General features: G+C 58.0%; 21 protein-coding genes and 5 pseudogenes. 12 read left to right on the top strand and 14 right to left on the bottom strand.

The window, feature by feature from the left end; translation table 11 throughout:
* Positions 1-56 precede the first annotated feature (56 nt).
* Positions 57-1,256, top strand: a complete 1,200-nt coding sequence (locus H8S56_RS02970; protein ID WP_187517821.1) for an HD-GYP domain-containing protein — start codon at positions 57-59, stop codon at positions 1,254-1,256.
* A gap of 21 nt (positions 1,257-1,277) precedes the next feature.
* Here H8S56_RS02970 and H8S56_RS02975 read toward each other — a convergent pair whose 3' ends face one another.
* Positions 1,278-2,117 carry an IclR family transcriptional regulator gene (locus H8S56_RS02975; protein WP_187518002.1) on the bottom strand — a complete coding sequence of 280 codons (840 nt, stop codon included), beginning with the start codon at positions 2,115-2,117 and terminating at the stop codon, positions 1,278-1,280.
* A 240-nt stretch (positions 2,118-2,357) separates the two neighbouring features.
* Between H8S56_RS02975 and H8S56_RS02980 the strand changes: the two genes are divergently transcribed.
* The 9 genes from H8S56_RS02980 to moaA all read left to right on the top strand — a co-directional run bounded on the left by H8S56_RS02980 (position 2,358) and on the right by moaA (position 11,945).
* Positions 2,358-3,386 (top strand): ABC transporter ATP-binding protein, encoded by a 1,029-nt coding sequence (locus tag H8S56_RS02980; protein WP_187517822.1) that lies wholly within the window; start codon positions 2,358-2,360, stop codon positions 3,384-3,386.
* Positions 3,383-4,255: an ABC transporter permease gene (locus H8S56_RS02985; RefSeq protein WP_187517823.1), complete on the top strand. Its 873-nt coding sequence runs from the start codon at positions 3,383-3,385 to the stop codon at positions 4,253-4,255. Before H8S56_RS02980 ends, H8S56_RS02985 begins: the two co-directional genes overlap by 4 nt.
* Before the next feature lie 3 nt (positions 4,256-4,258).
* Positions 4,259-5,053 (top strand): ABC transporter permease, encoded by a 795-nt coding sequence (locus H8S56_RS02990; protein ID WP_024685662.1) that lies wholly within the window; start codon positions 4,259-4,261, stop codon positions 5,051-5,053.
* A 21-nt stretch (positions 5,054-5,074) separates the two neighbouring features.
* Positions 5,075-5,383 carry a (2Fe-2S)-binding protein gene (locus H8S56_RS02995; RefSeq protein WP_024685661.1) on the top strand — a complete coding sequence of 103 codons (309 nt, stop codon included), beginning with the start codon at positions 5,075-5,077 and terminating at the stop codon, positions 5,381-5,383.
* Entirely contained in the window at positions 5,380-6,741 is a 1,362-nt protein-coding gene (locus H8S56_RS03000; protein ID WP_187517824.1) for an FAD/NAD(P)-dependent oxidoreductase, read from the top strand. Before H8S56_RS02995 ends, H8S56_RS03000 begins: the two co-directional genes overlap by 4 nt.
* Positions 6,738-7,955, top strand: coding sequence for an NAD(P)/FAD-dependent oxidoreductase (locus tag H8S56_RS03005; RefSeq protein WP_187517825.1), 1,218 nt, complete (start codon positions 6,738-6,740; stop codon positions 7,953-7,955). Before H8S56_RS03000 ends, H8S56_RS03005 begins: the two co-directional genes overlap by 4 nt.
* A complete protein-coding gene (locus H8S56_RS03010; protein WP_187517826.1) occupies positions 7,952-9,004 on the top strand; it encodes an ABC transporter substrate-binding protein in 1,053 nt (350 codons plus the stop codon). Before H8S56_RS03005 ends, H8S56_RS03010 begins: the two co-directional genes overlap by 4 nt.
* A 365-nt stretch (positions 9,005-9,369) precedes the next feature.
* Positions 9,370-10,722, top strand: a complete 1,353-nt coding sequence (locus H8S56_RS03015; RefSeq protein ID WP_187517827.1) for a cation:proton antiporter — start codon at positions 9,370-9,372, stop codon at positions 10,720-10,722.
* A 224-nt stretch (positions 10,723-10,946) separates the two neighbouring features.
* Positions 10,947-11,945 (top strand): GTP 3',8-cyclase MoaA, encoded by a 999-nt coding sequence (moaA, locus tag H8S56_RS03020; protein ID WP_024685656.1) that lies wholly within the window; start codon positions 10,947-10,949, stop codon positions 11,943-11,945.
* Positions 11,946-11,958: 13 nt separating this feature from the next.
* Here moaA and H8S56_RS03025 read toward each other — a convergent pair whose 3' ends face one another.
* From H8S56_RS03025 to H8S56_RS24795, 12 genes and pseudogenes are all read right to left on the bottom strand, one after another.
* Entirely contained in the window at positions 11,959-12,498 is a 540-nt protein-coding gene (locus H8S56_RS03025) for a DUF3833 domain-containing protein (RefSeq protein ID WP_024685655.1), read from the bottom strand.
* Between the two features lie 17 nt (positions 12,499-12,515).
* Entirely contained in the window at positions 12,516-13,034 is a 519-nt protein-coding gene (locus tag H8S56_RS03030; protein ID WP_187517828.1) for a chalcone isomerase family protein, read from the bottom strand.
* Positions 13,035-13,562: 528 nt separating this feature from the next.
* Positions 13,563-13,880 carry a hypothetical protein gene (locus H8S56_RS03035; RefSeq protein WP_024685653.1) on the bottom strand — a complete coding sequence of 106 codons (318 nt, stop codon included), beginning with the start codon at positions 13,878-13,880 and terminating at the stop codon, positions 13,563-13,565.
* Positions 13,881-14,407: 527 nt separating this feature from the next.
* Positions 14,408-15,037 carry an isochorismate family cysteine hydrolase YcaC gene (ycaC, locus tag H8S56_RS03040; protein ID WP_024685652.1) on the bottom strand — a complete coding sequence of 210 codons (630 nt, stop codon included), beginning with the start codon at positions 15,035-15,037 and terminating at the stop codon, positions 14,408-14,410.
* Between the two features lie 71 nt (positions 15,038-15,108).
* Complete coding sequence (locus tag H8S56_RS03045) at positions 15,109-16,947, bottom strand: amidohydrolase (protein WP_187518003.1); 1,839 nt, start codon at positions 16,945-16,947, stop codon at positions 15,109-15,111.
* Positions 16,948-17,092: 145 nt separating this feature from the next.
* The gene (locus tag H8S56_RS03050) at positions 17,093-17,719 is read right to left on the bottom strand and encodes an antibiotic biosynthesis monooxygenase (protein WP_187517829.1); all 627 of its coding nucleotides are present in this window, start codon (positions 17,717-17,719) and stop codon (positions 17,093-17,095) included.
* A gap of 135 nt (positions 17,720-17,854) precedes the next feature.
* The gene (locus H8S56_RS03055) at positions 17,855-18,781 is read right to left on the bottom strand and encodes a LysR substrate-binding domain-containing protein (RefSeq protein WP_187517830.1); all 927 of its coding nucleotides are present in this window, start codon (positions 18,779-18,781) and stop codon (positions 17,855-17,857) included.
* A gap of 207 nt (positions 18,782-18,988) precedes the next feature.
* Positions 18,989-19,681, bottom strand: a pseudogene (locus H8S56_RS03060) (transposase); the annotation flags it as partial.
* Between the two features lie 17 nt (positions 19,682-19,698).
* Positions 19,699-20,058 (bottom strand): IS66 family insertion sequence element accessory protein TnpB, encoded by a 360-nt coding sequence (tnpB, locus tag H8S56_RS03065; protein ID WP_235986730.1) that lies wholly within the window; start codon positions 20,056-20,058, stop codon positions 19,699-19,701.
* Between the two features lie 176 nt (positions 20,059-20,234).
* Positions 20,235-20,584, bottom strand: a pseudogene (locus H8S56_RS24785) (IS5/IS1182 family transposase); the annotation flags it as partial.
* Between the two features lie 60 nt (positions 20,585-20,644).
* Positions 20,645-21,151, bottom strand: a pseudogene (locus tag H8S56_RS24790) (methyl-accepting chemotaxis protein); the annotation flags it as partial.
* Positions 21,152-21,499: 348 nt separating this feature from the next.
* Positions 21,500-22,684, bottom strand: a pseudogene (locus tag H8S56_RS24795) (HAMP domain-containing protein); the annotation flags it as partial.
* 688 nt (positions 22,685-23,372) lie between these two features.
* On the opposite strand from H8S56_RS24795, the pseudogene H8S56_RS03085 reads away from it, so the two are divergent.
* Positions 23,373-23,510: pseudogene (locus tag H8S56_RS03085) on the top strand (transposase); the annotation flags it as partial.
* 180 nt (positions 23,511-23,690) lie between these two features.
* Positions 23,691-24,113 (top strand): GFA family protein, encoded by a 423-nt coding sequence (locus tag H8S56_RS03090; RefSeq protein ID WP_187517832.1) that lies wholly within the window; start codon positions 23,691-23,693, stop codon positions 24,111-24,113.
* On the opposite strand, the gene poxB is transcribed toward H8S56_RS03090, so the two are convergent.
* Positions 24,110-25,828: a ubiquinone-dependent pyruvate dehydrogenase gene (gene poxB, locus H8S56_RS03095; protein ID WP_187517833.1), complete on the bottom strand. Its 1,719-nt coding sequence runs from the start codon at positions 25,826-25,828 to the stop codon at positions 24,110-24,112. The two genes, H8S56_RS03090 and poxB, sit on opposite strands and share 4 nt — an antisense overlap.
* Positions 25,829-26,133: the final 305 nt, after the last annotated feature.

Genomic DNA, 26,133 nt, shown 5'->3' on the forward strand with positions numbered 1-26,133 from the left:
ACATTCAGGGAACGACGGTTCTGCCCATCCCAATCCCGTCATGATGGGTGGTTTTTGTGCTGAAACGTATTCCAATGACCGAGCTTCGCCTCGGCATGTACGTCCATGAATTGTGCGATCTACAGGCGCAGCAGCATTTTCTGAGCAAGAGCTTTCTGCTCAGGCACGAAGGCGATCTGCAGCGTATCCGAGAGACCGGCGTCGGCTGGATTTCGATAGACCTGAGCCGCAGCGTGCTGCTCGCACCCGAGCAAACGGCGCACCCGCGACCCCAGGTGCCGCAAGGGCCTGTGCCACTGTCTGAAGAAGTCCAGAGTGCGCTAGCATTGTGCCGCCGCGCCAAAGCTGTGGTGACGCGCCTGATCACTGACGTGCGCATGGGCCGGATTGCCGAGGTTGCTGAGATCCGCGATCTGGTCGCCGAGGTCTCGGACTCACTGTCCCGCCATCCCGACGCCTTACTGGGCATGGCGCGCCTGAAGGGTGCTGACGAATACACTTACCTGCATTCTCTGGCGGTATGCGCCCTGATGATTGGCCTGGCCCGTCAACTGGCGTTGCCCGACAAGCTGGTGCGTGAAGCCGGGATGGCGGGTCTGCTGCTGGACATCGGCAAACTCGACATCCCCAACGCCATTCTTAGCAAAACGGGCACACTGAGCGAAGAAGAACTGGCCGTCATACGCAGCCATCCTGCCAACGGTGCCAGGCTGTTGGGCCTCAATAACCAGTTCAGTGAACGGATACTCGATGTCTGTCTGCATCACCACGAACGTTACGATGGCTCCGGCTACCCGGATAAACTGGCGGGCTCGCAGATCAGCCTGTTTGCCCGCATGGGTGCGATCTGCGATGTGTATGACGCAATGACCTCAGAGCGCCCGCACCAGCGCCGTCAGGGCCCGGCCGAGTCGATTGGCCGGATGGCCGGGTGGGTCGGGGCGTTTGACGAGAAAGTCTTCCATGCCTTCGTCAAATGTGTCGGCATTTATCCGGTCGGCTCACTGGTTCGCCTGCAAAGCGGCAACCTCGGCGTCGTGGTGGAGCAGAACCCGACTTCCCTGCTCACGCCCAAGGTCAGGGTGTTCTTCTCGGCGCAGCGCAAAGTACCTATCGAGCAGAGGCTGATCGACCTGTCGATGGCCGACGAACCTGAGCGGATCGTCGGCCGCGAATGCGCAAGATACTGGGGTTTCAAGCATCTTGATGCGCTATGGACGGGGCTGCCAGAGCAACAGACGTCGCGCAGTGGATAACCACCCGGCTCTTTTTCCGTGCTACTCCACCTGCCCGAACACCTGGCTTGGCCGTCTAAGGGAGGGGTCGAACGGGTTGATCCGGGCACTGACTGCCGCTGCCTCACGCTTGAGCAGTTCTACGACGGTCAGCAGGCGATCCGGGCCCAGACGGTCGCTGATGGTCGCCACACTGAGCGCCGCCACCGCACGGCCATTGCGGTCCAGAATCGGTACCGCAAGACCAGCCATGCCAGGCAATGCGCCCGTGTTACGCGCTGCATAACCGAGACGCCTCACGTTCTCGACTTCCGAGCGCAGAAAGACTTCGTCATACAGATGGAAGTCCTTGAGTCTGGGCAGGTTGTAGGCGATCACCGTTTCGCGCTCGTCTTCGGGCAGGAAGGCCAGAATCGCCAGACTGCCCTGCCCCACACCCAGCGCAACGCGTCCGCCGATATCGCCGGTAAAGGTGCGAATCGGATAAGGCCCTTCACTGCGATCCAGGCAGATCGCGTCAAAGCCACTGCGCGCCAGCAAAAACAGTGAATCCCCAAGCGATGCGGACAGGCGTAACAGACTGGGCCTGACCAGATCGCGCAGATTGCCCGTGTTGCCTGCCTTGGCGGCCAAGGCGAAGAACTCGATGCTCAGTCGATAGCGTTTGCTGAGTAGATCCTGCTCGACCATGCCCTCGTCCATCAGGCTGCGTAGCAGGCGATGTGTGGTGGGCTGAGACAGACCGACGCGCTGCGCCAGTTGAGTGACCCGCTCACCGCCCTCGTCGCACTCGCCCAGACAACGCAGCACCGCGAACAGCCGCGAGACCGCACCGACGCCGACATCCTTTGGCTCACTATTCCGATCAGTGGAATCCTGTATGTTATTAATCATAATAAATTCCACCTGATGAATTAATACGAAAAAAGATGTTGCTCAGTGAAATTGCCCATTGAGTGCATCCTAGCCTTCGTCCTACTCTCAGTCCACAGGGGCGATTTGAACAATCACCGGTAGCCGACCCAGATCGAGCACCAACGTCCATAGCTGCATGACTTCACTTCGCATCTGCCCATGACAAACGCGTGCCTCGGCGCGCATGCATAAAAGGTGGAAGCAGGCATGGCATTTCTGCAGCTCGAAGGTCTCTCCAAACGCTACGGCTCGATAGACGCCGTTGTCGCGACCAACCTGAATGTGGACAAGGGCGAGTTCGTCTCGCTGCTGGGCCCGTCCGGTTGCGGTAAAACCACCACCTTGCAGATGATCGCAGGCTTCGTCGACGTCAGTGACGGACGCATCGTGCTCGACGGGCGAGACATTACTCACGCCAAACCCAGCAGCCGTGGCCTGGGCGTAGTCTTTCAGAGTTACGCGCTGTTCCCGCACATGACGGTCGCCGACAACGTGGCGTTCGGCCTGCGCATGCGCAAAGTGCCAACTGCCGAGCTACAGAACAGGGTCAGCAAGGTCTTGAAGCTGGTGCGCCTCGATCAACATGCCGAGCGCTACCCGCGCGAATTGTCCGGAGGACAGCGTCAGCGTGTGGCACTGGCGCGGGCATTGGTGATCGAGCCGCCGGTGCTGCTGCTTGACGAACCGCTGTCCAACCTGGACGCCAATCTGCGCGAAGAAATGCAGTTCGAGATTCGCCGTATCCAGAACGAAGTGGGCATCACCACACTGATGGTTACTCATGACCAGGCCGAAGCGTTGTCGATCAGCGATCGGGTGGTGGTCATGCAGGCCGGGCGTATCACCCAGATCGACGAACCCTACACACTCTACGAGCACCCACGCACGCGCTTCATTTCCGGTTTCGTGGGCAAGGCCAACCTGTTGCAGGGCGATCTGGACAGCAGCGGCGCACCACAAATACGCCAGTTGCCGGGTGAAGGCACGCTAACCCTCAGCCTGCGGCCGGAAAAGATTGATCTGGTGGCGCCGGGCTGCGGACGTCTGTCAGGGCGCGTCGTCACCCGTTATTTTCTCGGCAGCCAATGGCTGTACAGCATTCAGACCGGCGTCGGTGAATTGACGGTCGTGCGCCGCAATGACGGTCAGGCGCCACTGGAAAAAGGCGCAGCCGTCGGGCTGGACTGGTCGTCCGAGCTGCTGCGCGTACTGGCCGCCGACGAGGTGCACGCATGAGCCTGATGACCCAAATGCGTCAGGGCAGGCGCGGTTACTGGCTGTCAGCGCCTGCGCTCGCGCTTTACATAGGCTTGCTGGTGTTGCCACTGGGCCTGACGCTGTTGCTGTCGTTCAACGTGTTCGACTATCAGGTCGGCGTCAAAAGCGACAGCTACACGCTGGACAACTACGGTGCGGTACTGACCGACAGCTACTTCTACGAAATTTTTCTGCGCACCTTCTGGATCAGCGCGCTCGTGACCCTGCTCTGCGTGGTGATCGGCGTGCCCGAGGCCTACATCCTGAGCCGCATGGGCACGCCGTGGCGTTCGATCTTCCTGATTCTGATCCTCACCCCGCTGCTGATTTCGGTGGTGGTCCGGGCGTTTGGCTGGAGCCTGTTGCTGGGCGCAGACGGGCTGATCAATCAGGGCATCCAGGCCATGGGCGGACGGCCTGTCAAACTGCTGTATACGCCGTTCGCGGTGATCATCGCGCTGGTCCACGTCATGTTGCCGTTCATGATCATTCCGGTCTGGACCTCGCTGCAGAAGCTTGACCCGACAGCCGAGCAGGCCGCGCTTTCGCTGGGCGCCAGTCAGGCCAAAGTGATGCGCCTGATCGTGTTGCCGCAGGTCATGCCCGGTGTGCTGTCCGGTTCGCTGATCGTCTTTGGTCTCGCCGCCAGCTCGTTTGCCATTCCCGGCCTGCTGGGCGGAAGACGCCTGAAAATGGTCGCGACGGTGATCTACGACCAGTACCTGTCGGAACTCAACTGGCCCATGGGCGCGACGCTGGCCGTGGCACTGCTGCTGGTGAACCTGCTGGTGATGCTGTCGTGGAACCGCATGATTGAAGGCCGCTACAAGAAATCCCTGGGGGAATGATTCATGTCCAAGAACGGTCCTCTGGCCCTGTCGTTTCATGCGTTGGTCGTGGTGTTCATGATGGCGCCGCTGGTGGTCGTCTGCCTGGTGGCGTTCACCCCGGAAAACACCCTGAGCCTGCCCACCACAGACTTCTCACTGCGTTGGTTCAAGGCGGTGTTCGAACGGGCGGACTTCATCGATTCGTTCTATAACAGCCTGATACTGGCCTTTATCTCGGCCACGCTGGCGACCCTGATTGCAGTGCCCGCAGCCCTGGCAATCACCCGGCACACTTTTCCGGGACGCAACTTCTTCAACGCCCTGTTTCTGTCACCGATCATCATTCCGCACCTGGTGCTGGGTGTCGCAATGCTGCGTCTGTTCGCCTTGATGGGCGTCAACGGCAGCTTCACGTGGTTGATCTTCGCTCACGTGCTGGTGATCACGCCTTACGTATTGCGGCTGGTGCTGGCGGCGGCCATTGGTATTGATCGCAGTGCCGAACACGCTGCCGAATCGCTCGGTGCCAGCCGCTTCACGCTGTTTCGCCAGATCACCCTGCCGATGATTCTGCCGGGCGTTGCGGGCGGCTGGCTGCTGGCGTTCATCAACAGTTTCGACGAGGTGACCCTGTCGATCTTCGTCACCTCCCCCGCCACACAGACCCTGCCAGTGCGCATGTACGTCTACGCCACCGAATCCATCGACCCGATGATGGCGGCTGTGTCGGCGCTGGTCATTGCCCTTACGGCAGCCACCATGATCCTGCTCGACCGCGTCTATGGGCTGGACCGCGTGCTGGTTGGCAAACACTGATTACGGGGCTGGAGCATATTAATGGCACTGCTTAAACGACTCGCCGAACAGGAACGTCCGGCCTTGCGCTTTACGCTCGATGGACAGCCAGCCACAGGTCTGCTCGGCGATACATTGCTGACAGCAGTCCTCACGGCCAGTGATCACTTGCGCGGCAGCGACTTCAGCGCAGAGCCGCGTGCAGGCTTCTGCATGATGGGCGCGTGCCAGGATTGCTGGGTTCGTCTGGGCGATGGTCAGCGGGTGCGTGCCTGCTCGACGCTTCTGGAGGCTGGCCAGACAGTCAGCCGTGAACCGGGACGCCGTTTTTCCGAGGAACCGCAATCGTGAGCAACGATAAGGTTGTCATCATCGGCGCAGGGCCTGCAGGCATCCGGGCTGCGCAGACGCTCCTGGCTCATGGCATCAAGGCGTGTCTGATCGACGAGGGCCTGCGCGGCGGCGGACAGATCTACCGTCGCCAGCCTGAAAACTTCAAGCGCTTGCCGAAAGACCTCTACGGCCTGGAAGCAAACAAGGCTGTCGCTGTCCATCAGACGCTGGATGCATTGACCAGCAGCATCGACTATCGGCCCCGGACGCTGGTCTGGAGTGCTGAAGAGGGACGTCTCGACACCTTGCAGGATGGCCGTTGCGGACATGTCGATTACACGCACCTGATCGTGGCCACAGGCGCGACCGACCGGATTCTGCCTGTACCCGGGTGGACCCTGCCCGGCGTGTACAGCCTCGGCGCGGCGCAGATCGCTCTTAAATATCAGGGCTGCGCCATTGGTGAGCGTGTGGTGTTCTGCGGCAGCGGGCCGTTGCTGTATCTGGTCGCTTATCAATACGCCAAGGCCGGTGCCAAGGTGTTGGCGGTGCTGGACAGCGCACCGTTTTCCGCACAGTGCCGCGCCCTTCCCGCCCTGCTCGGCCAACCCGTAACCCTGGCCAAGGGCCTGTATTACCGCGCCTGGCTGACAGCACATGGCATCCCGGTGCATCAAGGCGCGCACCTGACGCGTATCGACGGTGAGCAACGGGTCGCGGGCGTGAGCTGGAAGCGCAATGGCCAGAACAAAAATCTGGACTGCGACGCCGTGGCCTTCGCCCATGCCCTGCGCAGCGAAACCCAACTCGCCGATCTGATCGGCTGCGCCTTTGACTGGAGCCCTCTGAACCGCGCCTGGCTGCCGGTTCGCGACGAGGCCGGGCGTAGCAGCGTGGCGCAGGTATATCTGGCGGGCGACGGGGCCGGAATCATGGGTGCAGATGCGGCCGAAATGGCTGGCGAGCTGGCGGCGTTGAGCCTGTTGCAGGACGGCGGTCGTCAGGTGGATGAGCACCGTGTCGGCAGCCTGAACGTACAGCTCAAGCGCATCGAGCGCTTTCGTCATGGACTGGAAACCGCTTTCCCGTTCCCGGACGACTGGGCGACCCTCGTGCCCGACGAAACGCTGATCTGCCGCTGCGAGGAAGTCAGTGCAGGCGATATTCGCCGCACAGTTCAGGACGGCCATTGGGAAATGAATCGCGTCAAGGCCATGTGCCGGGTCGGCATGGGACGCTGTCAGGGTCGGATGTGCGGTCTGGCCGCGGCCGAGCTGGTCGCCTGTGAGAGCGGTCGCCCGGTGCAGCAGGTCGGTCGTCTGCGCGGGCAATCGCCAATCAAGCCGATTCCGTTCGGCGTGGAGACGCAGCCATGAGTACGCTCATCGAGACCGACGCACTGATCATCGGCGGCGGCATTGTCGGGGCCTCGGCGGCGCTGGTGCTGGCCCGTAAAGGAAAGCGCGTCGCCCTGCTGGAACGCGACTTCTGCGGTTCACACTCCAGCGGCGTGAACTACGGCGGCGTCCGACGTCAGGGTCGCCCACTTTCGCAGTTGCCACTGTCTCAACGTGCGCATCAGATCTGGGGCAACCTGGCAGACCTGATCGGCATTGATGGCGAATACCAGCGCTCCGGGCACCTGAAACTCGCTCGCAGCGAGCAGGACATGGATGCGCTGCGAGCCTATGCGCAGGCCAGCCAGGGCTTCGGGCTGGACTTGCAGTTACTGGATCGCGCTCAATTGCGCGCACGGTTCCCTTGGGCCGGCGATGTCGCGGTCGGGGCCTCGCTGTGCGCCGATGACGGACACGCCAACCCGCGTCTGGTGTCGCCCGCTTTCGCTCGCGCCGCATGTCTGGCCGGCGCTCAGGTCTTCGAGCAGGCGCAGGTGACGCAGGTCAGCCATGACGGAGGTGCTTTCATCGTCGAAACCGCTAATGGCTTGAAACTGCGCGCGCCATGGCTGCTCAACTGCGCCGGTGCCTGGGCCGGGCAACTGGCGGCGCAGTTCAACGAACCAGTGCCCATGTATTCCGGCCACCCGGCCATGCTAGTGACCGAGCCATTGCCGATGTTCATGGACGTCAGCACGGGCGTCGAAGGTGGCGGCATTTACGCCCGCCAGGTGGCGCGAGGCAACTGCGTACTGGGCGGCGGCCAGGGCTTTGCGCTCGATCCGGCGCGCGCGCGACCGGGTCAGGCCGCTGTGCTCGACATCCTGCGCCACGCTGTCGAACTGTATCCGCCGCTCAAAGGCGCTCAGGCCATCCGCACCTGGAGCGGCACCGAGGGGTATCTGCCGGATCGTGAACCTGTGCTGGGCCCCAGCCTGACCCAACCGGGCCTGCTGCACGGCTTTGGTTTTGCAGGCGCGGGATTTCAGATCGGTCCGGCGGCAGGCGAAGCGCTGGCCGAGTGGGTCTGCGCCGGTCGTTCGTCGATACCGCTGGACGCGTTTTCAATCGGCAGATTCCGGGCCGAACAACCCGATTTGCTCACAGACTCAAACCTGATCGTCACACCCCGCACTGTCCCTGAACCCGTTTCGAACGTCATCCCATTGCACAGAGGAAGGTCGCCTTTATGAACATTGCCAAACGTGTCGCCCTCACCGGTCTGTCTTGCCTGCCCCTGGCGGCCTTGCTCACGTCCATGCCTGCCAGCGCCGAGACCACGCTCTACCTGGGCATGAACGGCGGAACGATGGAGCGCCTATACGCCGATCAGGTGCTGCCTGCCTTCGAGAAGGCCAATAACGTGAAAGTCGTCATCGTGCCCGGCACATCAGCCGATATCCTGGCCAAGGTTCAGGCCAGCAAGGACAACCCGCAGATGCATGTCATGTTCCTTGACGACGGCATCATGTATCGGGCGATTTCCATGGGCCTGTGCGACACCCTGCAGCCCAGTGCGGCGTTGAGTGATCTGCCGGCCAAGGCAAATATCAAGGAGCAGGCAGCAGCCGTCAGCCTTGGTGTCACGGGGCTGGCTTACAACACGCGCATGTTCAAGGAAAAAGGCTGGGCTGCACCGACCTCCTGGATGGACCTGGCGGACAAGCGTTTTAAAGACAAAGTAGTGTTTCAGTCGCTGGCTTCATCGACCTTCGGCCTGCATGGCTTCTTGATGTTCAACCGCATTCAGGGCGGCAGCGAGAAGGACGTCGAGCCAGGCTTCAAGGCGTGGCCGAAAACCGTCGGCCCGAACGTGCTGGAATACATCGCAAGCTCGGCGAAGATTTCCGAGATGGTGCAGACCGACGAAGCCGCGCTGTTCCCGCTGACGCCTACTCAGGTGACCGCCTTGAAGATCAAGGGTGTGCCAGTGGAGTACGCCGCGCCCAAGGAAGGTGCCGTAGTATTGAACGTGGCCGAATGCGCCATCGCCCACAACACCCAGCCTGAGCTGGCGCAAAAGCTTGCGGCTTATCTGCTGACGCCAGAAGCACAGGCCCCGGCGCTGGAATTCGGCGATCAGATCCCGTCCAACCCGAAAACCCCGACCACTGACAAGACCCGCAGTCAGGTCGAGGCGATGAACACGTACCTGGAAACCGCTGTGACTATCGATTGGGACCAGGTGAACCAGATTCGTCCGGAGTGGAATGCACGCTGGAGTCGCAGTATCGAGCGGTAGTCTCGACTGACGCAGCATGATGAGCCTGTCTCTACACTGGTCGCGCTCAGCCCGGAAGACACTCAAAACAGGGCTAAAACGAGAGTGTCTGACTGAATGCATACCTCGTGGGAGGCGGCTTGCCGGCGATGCTTTTTCTGAAGCGAACCATCAGCGGTTGAGCTGACACCATCGCCGGCAAGCCGCCTCCCACAGTTCGTTGGTTGCAGCAAGATTTGCGCATAACGATGTGCGCGGAACACGAGAACGATCAGCGAGCAGTACGTCCATCGATTGATTAACAAATTATTTCAACTTATTTCCCCTAACGGCAGTCCCAAAGTAACGCCCTCTTTTCAAGGCGCTTTCACGGCGACTTCCCCACTATGAGTTTCATCATTTGCATGAGCGTGCTCGGCGCGCTGTTGATGCTATTGGCATTGACGTCTTCCTACCTGCGCTGGATGCCGGTCACCACGTCGGCGTTGTGCCTGGCTTTTGGCTTTGGCATTGGTCCGATGGGACTAGGTGTGCTGGATCTGGACTTCAAAGAGTCCTATGAATGGCTCGAACGCCTGACCGAAGCTGCGGTGCTGTTTTCGTTGTTCAGTACAGGCATCAAGTTGCGCCTGCCACTGCACTGCAAAGCCTGGCATACCGCCTATTGGCTGGCAGGGCCGGTGATGCTGGCATCAATTGCAGGCGTCTCCATCGCCGCCCACTACCTGTTCGGCCTGACGTGGGGAATCGCATTGCTGCTGGGCGCTATGCTTTCGCCGACAGATCCGGTGCTGGCGGGAATGGTGCAGGTGAACAATGCACAGGATCAGGACCGTCTGCGCTTCGGCCTGTCCGGCGAAGCCGGGCTAAACGACGGAACGGCGTTCCCCTTTGTGCTCTTCGCGCTGCTGTACCTGAGTTCTGGAGAGACCACCACAGACTGGCTGCAGTTGTGGTTTATCAAGCATCTGATCTGGGCGGTGCCCGCCGGTCTGCTGATTGGTTACGGCATGGGCCGGGGCGTCGGGCATCTGATGATCTTCCTGCGGATCAGAAATGCCGACAGCACGTCCTCGCCCAATGACTACCTGGCGCTGGCGCTGATCGCGCTGTCCTACGTGGTGGCGCAAAGCGTGGATGCGTTCGGGTTTCTCTCGGTATTCGCCGCAGGCGTCGGTCTGCGTCAGGCGGAAGCACGCGTCACCCGTTCCGAATTACCTTCCGAACACGTTGCGCAACCCGTGCTCGGCCACATGACCGCTTCGCTTGAAAAAGGCACAGTGGTCGAGGCCAAAGATCTCAGCGATTCGCAGCTCGCCGCCGGTGTCATGATGGGCGATATGCTGGCGTTTGGCAGCCTGGTCGAGCGGGCCATGGAAGTGCTGCTGATCACGCTGCTGGGCGCAGCTTTGGCGGTTTATTGGGACTGGCGCGCCATCGGTTTGGGGCTGGCGCTGTTCTGCGTCATTCGGCCAGTGAGCGTATGGTTTCTGATCAGCAAACGGCTGCTCAACAATAGCCAAAAGGCGCTGGTGGGCTGGTTCGGCATACGCGGTATCGGCAGCCTGTATTACTTGTGTTTTGCACTCTCCCACGGACTGTCCGACGACATCGGTCATCTCGTGATTGGCATGACACTGTCGGTCGTCGCACTCAGCATTCTGGTGCATGGCATCAGTATCCAGCCGCTGCTGGAGCGCTATGAGCGCAGTTCCCGGGCCAATACCGCTCCAGAATAACGGCAGCGCGTACTGCCATAGAGCAAGTCGATGAGACCATTGGAACAAGCGATTGGACTGCGGCATTTCGACTCGGTAGCGTGGATGGCATGAAGCCAGTGCAATCGCCGTGACCTGTCGCTACTATGGGTCTGCAATGTGATGCTTAATAAATCAAACTCCTTCAGTGCGTCGGCGTCCAAATCGGGCAAGCCATTCATTGATCGATCAAGTAAGAAGGTGAAATGTCAGAACCCGTCCTGATGGACCGCTTTGCCCGCAAAGTCGACTATCTGCGCATGTCGGTAACCGACCGGTGCGATTTCCGTTGCGTGTATTGCATGGCCGAAGAGATGACGTTTCTGCCTCGTCAACAGATTCTTTCGCTTGAAGAGATCCTGCAGGTTGCCGAGCGTTTCGTGGCGCTGGGAACGCGCAAGATTCGTCTGACCGGTGGCGAGCCGCTGGTGCGCGCCGGTGTCGTGGGCCTGTGTGAGCGAATCGCTGCCCTGCCCGGCCTTCGCGAACTGTGCATGACCACCAATGGCTCGCAACTGGACAAGCTGGCTGCGCCGCTTTTCAACGCAGGCGTCACGCGTCTGAACATCAGCCTCGACAGCCTGGACCCGGCCCGTTTTCGTGAATTGACCCGCACCGGCGACCTGAACAAAGTCATCGCCGGTATCGACGCCGCCAATGCAGCAGGTTTCACTCATACCAAGCTCAACTGCGTGGTGATGCAGGGCCGCAACGATCATGAGGTCAACGACCTGCTGGCCTTCGCGATTGATCGCAATCTGGATGTGTCGTTCATTGAAGAGATGCCGCTGGGCGTCATCAGCGAGCACAGCCGTGCTGAATCGTTCTGCTCCAGCGATCAGGTTCGCGAGCGCATTGCCGAGCGCTACACGCTCGTACCTTCCACCGATTCCACGCAAGGCCCGTCACGTTACTGGCGGCTGGCTGAAGCACCCGGGATTCGTATCGGTTTTATCTCGCCGCACAGTCACAACTTCTGCAGCACCTGCAACCGGGTTCGCCTGACGGTCGAAGGCCGCTTGCTGCTGTGCCTGGGCAACGAGCACTCGGTAGACCTCAAGTCTGTACTGCGAGCCAATCCCGGTGAGCCGCACAAACTGGAAAAGGCGATCATCGACGCCATGCAGATCAAGCCCTGGAGCCACAACTTCACCCATGATGATGGTGTGCAGGTGGTGCGCTTCATGAACATGACCGGCGGCTGACGCCGGTCTTTCACTATTTCGCAGCGTCCTGCTTGCGGAAAAACAGGGTGACCTGCCCGACCTCGACACCCAGCTTGGTCATGGATGAACGGTTGGCCATGGTTTGCTTGTCGATCAGGTACATCCAGTCGTCCAGGCTGACGTCATACTCAGTGCCGTCCACCGGCAGTCTCAGCACATAACGCCAGTGAAAACTGTTGCCTGAGACCTCTCCTGTGGCCACGCCGACCACATCACCGGCTGTGCCCGTCCAGCGACCCGGTCCGTCCGGGCGCAAGCGCCATTCGCGAACCTGCTGGGTGCCGTCGCTGTAGCTGAACGCCTCATGCATCACCAGCACTTCACCCTCGCTGCGGCCGTTGATGATCACGTGAAAGCGTTTGGTGACTTCGCCCGAGCGCTTTTGGAACATACCCCAGGCTTCAACGCGACCGGTGAAGTACTCACGAAGGTCGAGTTTCGGCGTTTCCTGACTGTAATGGCTAACGGGAACGCCACCACAGCCCGCGAGAAGCGATCCGAGACAGAGCAGTAACAACCACTTTCTGAGCATGAGCCCTCCATGAATTTTCAAGATTCCGCCTTGCCCAGCAAACGTTCCCTGAGCTCCGGATTACGGGTTTTAGGATCAAGCCAGATCAGAAAGAATGCCTTGGCGAAGGCGCTGTCAGGCACGACATGCTGCAGTTTCTCCCCCACATAAAATCGCGCTTCGCGTCCCGGTACATAAACGCCCGTGATTTTCATGCCGGGCTGCACGTCGACAAATGACTGGTCCATCTGCTGGCGCCACGTCTTGAGCTGTTCGGCAGTAACAGCCGAACCTGAGATACGCTTGATTTCATCAATGCTGGCATCGACCAGATCTTCCCGGTCGATGGCACGGTGATAGGTGAGTTCAAGCGCCATTGGCGCATCGACATTGAAGGGTTTCGCAGGGCTGAACAGCCTGGCTGAATAGATTCGAAATCCGAACAACGTAAGCTCGCCGGATCCTACGACCTGCGCGTCAGGCAGTGCTTCACGCCAGCTGGCATGAGCACCACCGCTGATCAGCAGCAGGACCAACAACCATCTCGGCACAACCATTGTCAGCCTCGGGCAGATCCCGTCGGTGTGGGCGCCAACGGGTGTATGTAAATGAGGTGAGCCAGCGGTGTGGTCTATACCGAAACCGGCAAAAACAGCGCCATACGCGCTGACTCAGTGGTAAAAATCTATACCAGTCAAATCGCTTTGTACAACAATACGACAATCTTTTTTTCAGTTTTGAAACAGTCCGCACCGTAACGTTATCGAAACTGTTACAAATCCTCCAATTAGCGCCCTCTTAAGAGATTCAATGTGCACTCGGTCATCAGACAACAGGTAACCCCAAATGCAGCGAGAGCTGACGATGGTGAATACCTGTCAACGTCGATAATAAACAACGCGTACACACTGACAGCGTAGACACACTATTTAAAGTCGCCACGCCTGGATAATTGATTATATATAACCAAACATCCTTTAAAAAAGCCGGACCGTAAAAAGTCTGCCTGCATGTTGACATGGAGGCAGACTTTCCAACCGGCCAAAAGACGTTATTGAAACCTGTGTACTAACGACTCGACCGCATCAAGCGACTCGACTGTGTGCTTGACGGCGACTGTTATGCCATTCGGTCTTGAGCGCCTGCAGCGTGCTTTCCATGTAGGCACGATCGGCGGCGGCCTTCTTGCCAACGTAGCCCAGGCCTCGGCGGAACATGCCCAGCGCGGCGCGCAGCTCAGGATGAGCCTCGCGGAAATCATCGTCGTGCGTGTGCGGAGTCATAGGGTCTACATGCACTTCGCCGGAATCGGCAATCCATGCAATATGGTTATCAAGTGTGTCTTTGCGGGCGGCAAACAGACGAGCCAGTTCATCAATATTCGGCTGCTGATTCATGTTCATGTTGATGCTCCTTCGCTCGTAAGCAGTTCAATGGTTGATACATCAAGTTCATGTGCCAGACGATTCATGCACGAAACACGATGATGTGTTCGTCGAATGCAGATCCAGCCCTCAAGGAAATGCAGGTAGCCTTGATGCAAAGCCGCTACATGGCAGCGTCATCGAAGAGAGAAGAAGTCGCGAAACCCAAAGACCTGACGATCATTTATGATCCACCACAAGCATCTTGAGGATGTTTCGCCAGCTTCTCGCCTGTTTCGACGATCATGCCAGGTCAGCTTCATCAATCTGCCTTGTGGGCAGCCTACATCCGGGAACATCTCGACGGCTTGCCGAGCCTGTTCAATACATCTTTGCGGTGCTCCCGATCAGGGAGACAGCTGCATAATGCAAAAGGAAACCGGGGGCGTCAATCATTATGTAGTGATATTTTTAATGCACTACATAATTGTCCGACAAGAACGAAAATAAGGCGCAGTGACCGTTTGGTCACTGCGCCATTGATGCGCGGGGGTTATGGATGAGGGTTAACGAGCGGTAAAAGCGCTGTAGCTGTTCATCAGGTTGCGGTAGTTCGGAATACGCTGAGACAGCAGGTTGGCCAGGCCTTCCATGTCATTGCGCCAGTCAACCTGCAGCTCGCAGGCCACCGAGAACCAGTTGACCAATTGCGCACCGGCCGCGCTCATGCGCGCCCAGGCTGCCTTCTGAACAGTCTCATTGAACGTGCCCGACGCATCGGTCACCACAAACACTTCGAAACCTTCAGCCAGTGCGCACAAGGTCGGGAATGCAACGCAAACGTCCGTCACCACGCCCGCGATGATCAGCTGTTTGCGGCCAGTCGCCTTGACCGCTGCGACGAAATCCTCGTTGTCCCATGCATTGATCTGGCCGGGGCGCGGAATGTAAGGCGCGTCCGGGAACATTTCCTTGAGTTCAGGCACCAGCGGACCGTTGGGACCGTTTTCAAAACTAGTGGTCAGGATGGTAGGCAGACCAAAGAACTTGGCCAGGTCGCCCAGTGCCAACACGTTGTTCTTGAACTCATTGGGAGAAAAGTCCTGCACCAGTGAAATCAGGCCGGTCTGATGATCGACCAGCAGAACCGCGGCATCGTCTTTGTTCAAACGGTTGTAAGGGGTTGCAGTGCTCATGATTGACTCCTATTAGGGTTGTCGCTAATGGCACAGGGCGCAACGGCCCCGTGCAGTCCTGGGTAATTGGGTCAGAAGGCGAAGCAGGAGCAGCCGAACGCGCCCCAGAAACCCTGGAAGTCGCTGACCGGCGCACTGGAAAGCCGCGCCCGTTCATGGCTGTGGACGTGAACGGCGCAAGGGCCGCTGCACTGATGTACCTGGGCGAGCATCGGCGAGGCCGGACGCCAATGGCCTGGAACCCTGGCCACCGGCGACCAGTCCGGCAGTACCGGCAGGCTGGGTGGCGCCAGGGTTTCGAAGTCGCCGCTGCCGTACACAACCTTGCCGTCGACGACCGTCAGCACCGATTCGATCCACTTGATGGCTTCAGGCTCGACGCTGAAGTAATCCGCCGAAAGTGCCACAACATCCGCCAGTTGCCCGACCTTGATCTGGCCTTTCTTGCCCTGCTCGGACGAGAACCAGGCACTGCCGTGGGTGAACAGTTCCAGCGCGGTCTCGCGTGGCAGCCCTTCGGGATAGAGTTCCAGACCGCCAACCGTGCGGCCGCTGACCATCCAGTAAAGCGAGGTCCAAGGGTTGTAGCTGGACACTCGCGTGGCGTCGGTACCTGCGCCCACCGGCACGCCTTCGGACAACATGCGCTTGATCGGTGGCGTCATCTCGGCGGCCTTGGCGCCATAACGCTCCACGAAATACTCACCCTGAAACGCCATACGGTCCTGGATCGCAATCCCGCCGCCCAGCGCACGAACGCGTTCGATGTTCTTCGGCGTGATGGTTTCGCAATGGTCGAAGAACCACGGCAGGCCATTGAACGGAATGTCGCGGTTGACCTTCTCGAACACGTCCAGCATGCGGCTGATGGATTCATCGTAGGTGGCGTGCAGGCGGAACGGCCAGCGATGCTCGACCAGGTGTCGCACGACAGGCTCCAGATCACCTTCCATGCCAGGCGGCAGATCCGGACGAGGCTCGAGGAAATCCTCGAAGTCGGCGGCCGAAAAGGTCAACATCTCCCCTGCCCCGTTATGCCGCAGAAAGTCGTCACCCTGGTGCAGCGTGACGGTGCTGGTCCAGTTCTTGAAGTCGGCCAGCTCCTCCTTGGGCTTCTGGGTGAACAGGTTGTAGGCGATACGCACGGTCAGCTGTTTTTCCCGCGCCAACTGTTCAATCACCGCGTAGTCATCGGGATAGTTCTGGAAGCCGCCACCGGCGTCGATGGCGCTGGTCAGGCCCAGGCGGTTGAGTTCACGCATGAACTGCCGCGTCGAGTTGACCTGATATTCCAACGGCAGCTTCGGCCCCTTGGCCAACGTCGAATACAGAATCATCGCGTTGGGCTTGGCCACCAGCATGCCGGTCGGGTTGCCCTGCGAATCACGAACGATCTCGCCGCCCGGCGGGTTCGGTGTGTCACGGGTATAGCCTGCCACGCGCAAAGCGGCACGGTTGAGCAAGGCGCGGTCGTACAAATGCAGCACGAACACCGGCGTGTCAGGTGCGGCCTGATTGAGCTCTTCCAGGGTCGGCATGCGTTTTTCGGCAAACTGGAATTCGTTCCAGCCGCCCACTACACGCACCCATTGCGGGGTCGGCGTGCGATCAGCCTGATCCTTGAGCATGCGCAGCGCGTCGGCCAGCGAAGGCACACCCTCCCAGCGCAATTCGAGGTTGTAGTTCAGCCCCCCACGAATCAGGTGCAGGTGAGAGTCATTGAGACCCGGAATCACCGTGCGCTGCTTGAGGTCGATCACCTGTGTCGCACTGCCGCGCAAGGCCATGACGTCTGCATCACTGCCCACCGCGACAAACCGGCCACCACTGATCGCCACAGCGCTGGCCTTGGGCTTTTCACGGTCAACCGTATGGAATTGACCATTGAACAGAATCAGTTCGGCATTCATCGCTACACCTTTGGCGGAAGATTGAGAAGCACCGGCCAGGCCGGAGAAAGACAGAGAAGGCAGGATCGCCGCAGCCGCGCTCAGCAGTGAGCTCTTGGCAAGAAAGCGGCGTCGTTGCAGATCGGTTTTGTCATCTGTCATCGGATCACCCTCCCTGTGATTTTTTCGCGGACGCGTTCAGCCACGGCGCCATCAGACGCGTTGCGGCAGGCATCATCAGGTAGACCACCAGCAGAACGATGGTCACAGTCACCAGCGCGGTGCTGACGAAGTAGCTGGAAAGCCAGGGGATACGGGCAAAAATCGGCCCCCAGAACAGGGGAACGAACAGCGTAAGGGGCAGGATGACCATGAACGAGACGCACGCCTGCTTCCAGCGTGGCGGCGGACTGCCTTCTTCGCTGGTCGGCGTGAACCAGAACTCATTGTGCGGGTTGACCAGGGTCTGATCGCCATCGGCAAGCATAGGCTCTGCTTCCTGCACCAGCTTTTTGCGCTCATCTGAGTCCAGCCAGTCCTGCATGGCCTGCGTCGAATGAAAGCGCAGCACGCTGGTGAACATCTGCAACCCGCCTTCCTTCGCACGGATCACATCCACACCCAGATGGCCGGGCTTGCCGCTGGCAATGGTCACGATGCGACGCAACCAGCTCTCGTAGGCACTTTCCTGCCCGGTCTTGACCCGATGCTTGATGACCAGGGTGACGACTTCATTGAAGACCGCACTGCCGATAACATGAGCTTCGGTGTCGAGACGAACGGAATCGGACATGGCCAGTGGCTCCAGTGACGTGAGTAGATATCGGGCCGTGGCCAGTCGAATCCGTACGGCTCAGGGTGTCGACGATACTGCCGTCAAACCAGCGTCAGAAATTGAACGTATGTGCTGTCTTTGTTTTTGCCTGCCTTACTGCGGCGTCTTGATGTCCAGCGGACCGGACATGTACTCGGCAATCCGGCCACGCAACCAGCGCTCGGCAGGATCGTTGTCATGCACCCCGCTCCAGACCATCGACAACTCGGCGGGCACGATCGGAAACGGCGGCTCCTCGGCACGCAACTGACAGCCTTCGATCAGCGCACACGCCGCATAGTCCGGCACCGTGGCGATCAACTCGGTGCCAGCCAGCAGCGCTCGCAAGCCATTGAACTGGGGTACCGCCAACACGACCTTGCGCGCCCGTCCGACCCGCGCCAGGTCCAGATCGATATTGCCGCTCAGATCGCCGGAGAACGACACCATCGCGTGCTGCCGCTCGCAGTACTCGTCCAGCGTCAACGGCTCTGGTCGCGCGTCGCCCCGGATCACCTTGCAACCGATGTCGCGCAACTTCTTGCGCTTGGCATTGGCCGGCAGATCGACGGTGTAACTGACCCCGACCGAAATCTCCCCAGAGGCTAGCAGTGCAGGCAGCAACAGGTAGTTGGCCCGACGAATCACCACAATGATGCCCGGCGCCTCCTCCCGCAGACGCGAGAGCAGCGGCGGCAGCAAACCAAACTCCGCATCGTCAGACAGGCCGATGCGAAACACATCACTGCTGGTCGAGGGGTCAAACTCCTTGGCCCGACTCACCGCCCCGGAAATGGTGTCCAGCGCCGGCCGAATCTCCTTGAGAATCGCCAGCGCACGAACCGTAGGCTCCATCGCCCGCCCGTTGCGCAGCAGCAACTGGTCATCAAACAAATCACGCAACCGCCCAAGCGCTGCACTGACCGCGGGCTGGCCGATGAACAGTTTTTCTGCCACACGCGTGAGATTGCGCTCGAACATCAACGCTTCAAAAATCACCAGCAAATTGAGGTCGACGCGGCGCAGGTCGTTGCGATTCATGAGAGAGGTTCCATGGCTGATGATCAAGGTGCCTGCGAGGCGAGGCTTTGACGTCAGTAGGCACGAATGTGGAGCGGGAGGATTGTATGGGTGTGCTGAGTGGCACAGGTTAGTTTTCAATAAACGGTGATTGAGTCGCCTGTTGAAAGCAGGTTTAACTTAACGTGACTCGACAAACTTAGAGCCAACTCTGCCATCACCATCGAACAAAATAACACCCTCCAACACGTTCAGCGACTGCTGAACGTGTTCGCTGCGCTGGAGCACCCATCACGCCAAGGCTTGGCGCGGGATATTGATGCCATGTCGACTCAATGCCCTTTCGAAACGATGCAGCGGCAGGCCATCGACGTACTTCGTGATCAGCAGCATGGCCAATACACTCGGGTTGGCTATGCTCTTTTCGATCAACTGAGCAGGTTTGTCAGCGATAACCGGAGCCGTTTCATGACCACGGCAAACATAGACCTTTCGGATATGTTTGATGACGCGGATTGGCGTCGGCACGATACCCAGCTATTCGCTGGTTTCTTCGCTGATCACATGTTTGCAGCAACCGCAGGCAAAGGTCAGTTCGTGGATGACTTCGATGAGCGGCAGATCAGCCGATAGCGGCTTGCGCTTGCCACGGCGTGGAGTCGGAGCGACAACCTCTTCGTCGGCGTCGCCGACGACGGGCATGGGTTAGCTTTCAGGCTCGTTGAACAAGGCCAATTATGGATTGTTGGGTTCAATGGTTTGCTTGGATTTACGACCAAATATACGGTCACGCAACAGCTTGATCTGTTCTTTTATATCAACGATATGAGTGGCGTAGGCTTCTTTGACTTGCTGCGCATCAAGCAGCATCTGCTTGAGCAACACAGGGTCGTCAGGGAGGTCTTCGGGCATCAATTTCATGCCCTGGATTATACCCGTCAGGCAACAAATCGTTGAGTCAAAACCTTGTGCGGACGGTTACGCCAGAGATCAAAACCATCCAGTAACCAGTTCAGTTCCTGAACCGTCAACACGATGGCTTCGTCGACTTCATCGGGTGATGTTTTGAATCTTTCGGACTCCAGACGCTTGAGCCAAAGGCAAAAGCCGCTGCACCCCCAGTAGAGGATTTTCACTCGATTACGGTGGCGACTCAAAAAGACAAAAAGCACGGGGTCAAACACGGCGACTTTAATATCCAGTTCGACCAAGGCGGCCAAACCGTCAATGGATTTTCGGAAGTCCACAGGCTTGGGGTATAGGTAGACTTTTTCGACTTTGGCGTCGGGTCGCATCATGGTGCTGGCTCCTGGAAAAAGACGGGAACACAGCATCATGCGTTAGCTTATTGCCTTGAAATAGGGTGTTCGTGGGGCGGACACAGATCGACGGTGTAACTGACCCCGACCGAAATCTCACCAATTGTTGCAAACACCTCATGGCACAGGCCAATGAGACCATTGCCGCAAAACTCGTCGCGAGCTTGCCCGCCAGAAAGCAGAAAACGTAAAGGCACGCCATAGGCGTCAAACAGCATGTGAATCTTGGTGGTCAGGCCGCCCCGGCTGCGACCGAGCGCATGGTCTTGCGGTTCTTTCGATCCCCTTTTTTCCCGGCGTCTGATGAGGCTCAGGTTGCGCGAACAGCAGTGAAATCAATCATCCAGGTTTACAGCTTGACCAAGCCTTGTTCGTTCAAGCGGATGGCCACGCGCTTGAGCATCAGGCGATCATCGACTCGCGGACGTCCCCTGCGCCGGGTTCCGGTGAAAAGATCGCCAACAAGATCCAAGGCTGCGTCGGGATGCTCATACCGCTTCGCCATCGAAGCCTCCTGGCGTTAATGGCGGCGTTCGGGGATGTCGTACAGAGCCTAGCGCCTTATTCAGACCTTGAAGCTCTCGACCTGGACTCTTAGTTCTTGATAGAGCACTGTTATTTTTTTAGCCTGTCCCTGAACTTCGTCTGACATCCTACTGACACCGTCGGTTTGCTCTTTCAATAAATTTATATTTTCACTGATATTAAGTGAGGCTTGCGCTTGTTCATCAGTCGTAAGCGCTGTTTGGGTTGCCATATGCTGAACCTTATCAAAGGACGCACTCAGAGTGTCAAAAATCTCAGTAACCTGATTTATTTGGGCGACCGTGGTATCAGCATTATTACGACTATTACGAATAGCAGCTGTTGACTCGGACACGCTCATCTTAAGCCGTTCTATCATTGTTTCAATCTCCCGTGTACTGTCCTGCGTGCGAGTTGCAAGCATACGGACCTCGTCAGCAACGACCGCGAAGCCTCTACCTTGCTCGCCTGCTCGCGCCGCTTCGATAGCAGCATTAAGAGCCAGCAGATTGGTTTGCTCAGCAATTTTTCGGATCACCTCTAAAATCGAGACAATTGCCGCTGAACTCTGCTCCAGATCGGTTGAGCTTTTCAAGGCGAGTTCAATATCAACGACGAGTCGTTCAATCGCTTGGTTGGAGATGTTTACCGCATTTTTCCCCTGGTAGGTCAGTTGGCTGGAGAGGTTAGCTTCGGCAGCCGTGCCCTTAGCTAAACCGGCCATCTGCTGATTAGAACTGCTCATATCATTGCCAGTACTGACCATTGAGTTTGAAGAACTGACCATCTGCTCACTTATGCGGCCAGCCTCTTCTGATACCGTATTGAGTTGACCTGTCATGCCTCCCAACATGACGGACTGCTTTTGTATAGCACTCATGATCTCGCGCAAGTGCTCTACAAAGGAATCAAATTCCCTAGAAAGATCACCTAGCTCATCTCGGGATTTTGAATTGATACGAAGCGTTAAATCACCATCTCCTTCTGCAATCTCTCGTATACGACGTGTAATATTTTGCACATTGCGTGTAATTATCAAAGGGACGTAATAACCGACGACCAAGGCTAGCAAAAAAGCGATCGCGATCACAGCGATCGCAATTTTCTCATACGTTGAGACTCTTTCTTTAACGTCCTCTTTCTGTTCGCGGGCGTGTACGTTAACAGTCTCACCTGCCTTGTCCAGTACATCCCTGATAGCCTTGAACCGTTCGTCCGCAGTCACTTTTGCTTGAGGAAGTACGCCTTGGCTCTTGGAGTTTGACGATTCAAGAATAGCGCGACTCTTTACGATCCACTCACCGAACAAAGTATCGAAATGGTCGTAAGGTTTAGTGAGCTCTGGCTCGCGTATGAGGTAGCTCCGGTAATTATGGAAGCGCTGTAAAGCCTGTTGAACATTCTCCTCAAAAAAAGCTCGATTTTCGACAGTCGAGCCAGAGCCTGCTGCCATTTTTTGCAGGGAAAGCCTGGCCTGGTAAATATCGCGGTCAGCGTTGAGCACCTCGGACAGGGCCTCAACATACTGTTGAAGATCGACCCCATTATTCGGCTGCGTACTCTTATATTGCGTATGCTGACGTAAGCGCTCCCCCGCGTCATCAAGCATATCGCGAATTTCCTGGAATCTCTCATCCTGTTTCTGCAAGGCTTCAGATAAGACTTTTCCTGTTTTAAAGGACGAATTCAATGACTTGCTGGCATCCAGCCATTCCTTATAAAGCTGATCAAAATTACCAAAAGGCTCTATCAGCTGAGGCTCCTCTGCGAGAAACCGTCGAAAACTACCAAAGCGATCAAATACCTGTTGCGCGTTCGTATCAAAATCCTTCTGGTTCTCGGTGGCATTACCATCTCCACTCATCAACCGCTCTTGGGCTATCAGAGCCTGGTAAATATCTCGATCTGCATTTAAGACCACCGAAACGGCCTCAAAATAGTTTTCTGCTTGACGACGCATCGCTTCCTGCTGGACCCGACTCATAAATATCATTAATAACAAAAACCCTGCAATTATCACTGCCAGAAGAGCTATTGGCGATATCATTTGGACGCGAATCGAATGCAGGCGCATATACATCTCCCTGACCACTAACCAAATTTATTTACACCACTCACGACCGATAAAAAACCATCACACACACCTACAGGGCCCATATCACCTCTGAGATAAACCCCGATAAATAACTTTTTTTTCACCCACACTTCAACCCGCTAAAATAGCAGTTATCTCGCGGCGTTAGCACTTCAGGCTTATCCTCCCAGGATCTAAATGCGGCATCTGACTGCCCTCCCTAAAAATGTCACAACCCCTACTGCACAATAATTTCCGGACACATGAAAAATCCAGACCTCAGGCGAATGCCATGAAAAAACATTCGACACTGCGCAAAACCTCCAAACGCTTTCTATTGCCCACACAAGGCTCACCTGATTACCTACCGATAGGTAATTGCCTTGCCTTCCCTATTCTTCGACTCGCTCTATAGATGTATCGGGCAACCAGCTTTCACACGTGCGTTACAATTTTTTTTGAACTTTATAAGACATACAGAAACTAGCTCACGAACCGGACACGCGCCACACAAAAAAAAAAATATTTCATCATTGATTTCCCGCCTACAATGATATCAACTGGCCACATACAACTTGTTAATCGTAAGCTCAACGGGTTTTGTACAAAAAGTCGGTGCGGGTAGAATTGCCGTCATAATTGGCGGGAGGCCCGCATGGCAAAGCGTTACGAACTCTTCGACCCATCGTGAGAACTGATCAAGGATCTGATTTCTTTAGAGCAGAACATAGGTCACCCACGCAGTGACGATCGTTTGGCACTGCATAGGATCCTCTCGGGCGCTGCCTGGCGTGACCTGCCAGGACGCTTCGGGCCTTGGTCGACAGTGTATTAGTGTTTTCGTGACTGGCGCATGGACATCCTTGTGCGGCTTACATAGCAATTCGATATCTAACAGTACCGCAAAGCCTTATCACGCCCGCCAATGAATGTTCCGCACCAAGCGACCACTGGATTGGGCAACCCTTCCCCTCAGGCGTTAACCTGAACAAACGACAAGGAGGAAGCCCCCATGATCAAAACAGTCGGACCGACCGGAATAAAACCGGCCCATCTCGCGTCCTGCCATTGCGGCGCAGTCGTGCTGGAGCTGGATTTGCCGGACGGTATCGTAGACCCAAGACGCTGCGACTGTTCGTTATGTCGGCGTCGGGGTGCCATCGTTGCGACGGTGGCGCAAGACGGTGTTCGCGTGATTCACGGGCAGAGTGTGCTCAAGTTGTATCAGTTCAACAGCCGCACGGCCGAGCATTATTTCTGTGGCCGGTGCGGGGTCTATACCCACCACCGGCGACGCTCGAATCCGCATGAATACGGCTATAACGTCGCCTGTCTGGACGGCGTAAACCCGTTCGACCTGGGGCCGGTGCCCACCAATGACGGGGTGAATCACCCCGCCGACCGGCCTGCTGAGCCCCTGCCCTCGTGTGATTAACGCAGGTTGGTCTTGGCCAGTTCCAGCACTTCGCTGCCACGGCCGCTGAACACGGCGCGCATCATGTACAGGCTGAAGCCTTTAGCCTGGGCGAGTTTGATTTTCGGCGGAATGCCCAGTTCCTGCTTGGCGGTCACCACGTCGATCAGCACCGGGCCGGGATGGTCGAAGGCCTTGCGCAAGGCGGCGGGCAGTTCTTCGGCGCTTTGTACACGCAGGCCGAGGATACCGGCACCCAGCGCAACACCGGCGAAGTTGGTCTCATGGAAATCGGTGCCGTGGGGCACGTAGCCAGCGGCTTTCATTTCCATGTCGACGAAGCCCAGCGAACTGTTGTTGAACACGACCATTTTGATCGGCAGGTTCAACTGACGAATGCTCAACAGGTCGCCCATCAGCATCGACAGGCCGCCGTCGCCGCACAGCGCAACCACTTGTCGATCCGGGTGTTCGGCCTTGGCGCCCAGCGCCTGCGGCAGCGCGTTGGCCATCGAGCCGTGGTTGAACGAGCCCAACAGACTGCGCTGCCCGTTCATGTGCAGGTAACGCGCCGCCCAGAGCGTGGGCGTGCCAACGTCGACGGTGAAGATGGCGTCAACGTCGGCCTGCTCGTCGATCAGGCGCGTGAGGTATTGCGGATGGATCGGCGTGTCCGCAGGCGTTGGTGTGGCCAGTTCGTCCAGCTCTTCGCGGGCCTTGGCGTAGTGCTTGAGGGCCTTGTCGAGAAAGCGGCGGTCCGAGTGCGGCTTGAGTTTTGGCAACAGCGCATCGAGGGTTTCACGCACACCGCCGGTCAGCCCCAGCGTCACAGGTGTGCGACGGCCGAGTTGGGTCGGGTCCAGGTCGATCTGGATGACCTTGGCTTTCTCGGGGTAGAAATTACGGTACGGGAAGCTGCTGCCCAGGATCACCAGTGTGTCGCAGGACAGCATGGCGTGGTAGCCGGAGCTGAAGCCGATCAGGCCGGTCATGCCCACGTCGAACGGGTTGTCGTACTCGACGTGCTGTTTGCCGCGCAGGGCGTGCACGATGGGCGCGCCGAGCTTTTCGGCCAGCGCCACGATTTGCTCGTGAGCACCCGCGCAACCAGCACCGCACAGCAGGGTCGTGGCTTTGGATTCGTTGAGCAGTTCGACCATCGCTTGCAGATCGTTTTCAGCCGGAACCACAGTCGGCGGTGTGGGCTCGACCCATTTGGCCGGAACGTCCGGCGCGGCACTGAGCGCAACGTCGCCAGGCAACACGATCACCGCCACGCCCTTCTGGCTGATCGCGGCGCGCATTGCACGCTCCAGCACGCGAGGGAATTGCTCGGGGTTGCTGACCAGTTCGACGAAGTGGCTGCACTCCTTGAACAGTTCCTGCGGGTGGGTTTCCTGGAAGTAGTCCAGACCGATTTCCGAGGACGGAATATGCGCGGCGATGGCGAGCACCGGTACGCGATTGCGGTGACAGTCGTACAGGCCATTGATCAGGTGCAAATTGCCCGGACCGCAACTGCCGGCGCACACCGCCAGCTTGCCACTGCTCGCAGCCTGGGCACCTGCGGCGAACGCGGCGACTTCTTCATGACGGGTGTGCATCCAGCGAATCGAGTCGGTGCGTTCCAGGCTGTCGGTCAGGCCGTTGAGGCTGTCACCGGAAACGCCCCAGATGTGAGAAACACCTGCCGCTGCGAGGGTTTGCGCAAGATGATCGGCAATGGTCTTGGACATGCGGGGTTCCTTGTCGAGGCAAAGGGGTTCGGCTTCCTTACGGGAAGAAACATGCGCAGCGCTCTGCTACGCCTGTTGTGGTCGACCCGATGCGTTCTCGACAGTTCCGGGAAACTGAGGGGTGTTCAGATTGGCAGGCCAAAGACCTATGAAGCCGAGTGCGCGGTTAACGGGATAAGCAGTCTGTGCCATTTGTGACGCGCAGCGTTCATCGTTTTACACACGCCTTGCTGCAGCCAACGAACTGTGGGAGGCGGCTTGCCGGCGAGGCTTTGTCAGAAGCGACCTATCAGTGACTGAACTGA

Source organism: Pseudomonas triticifolii (genome assembly GCF_014358015.1).
In the GTDB taxonomy this organism is placed as follows: domain Bacteria; phylum Pseudomonadota; class Gammaproteobacteria; order Pseudomonadales; family Pseudomonadaceae; genus Aquipseudomonas; species Aquipseudomonas triticifolii.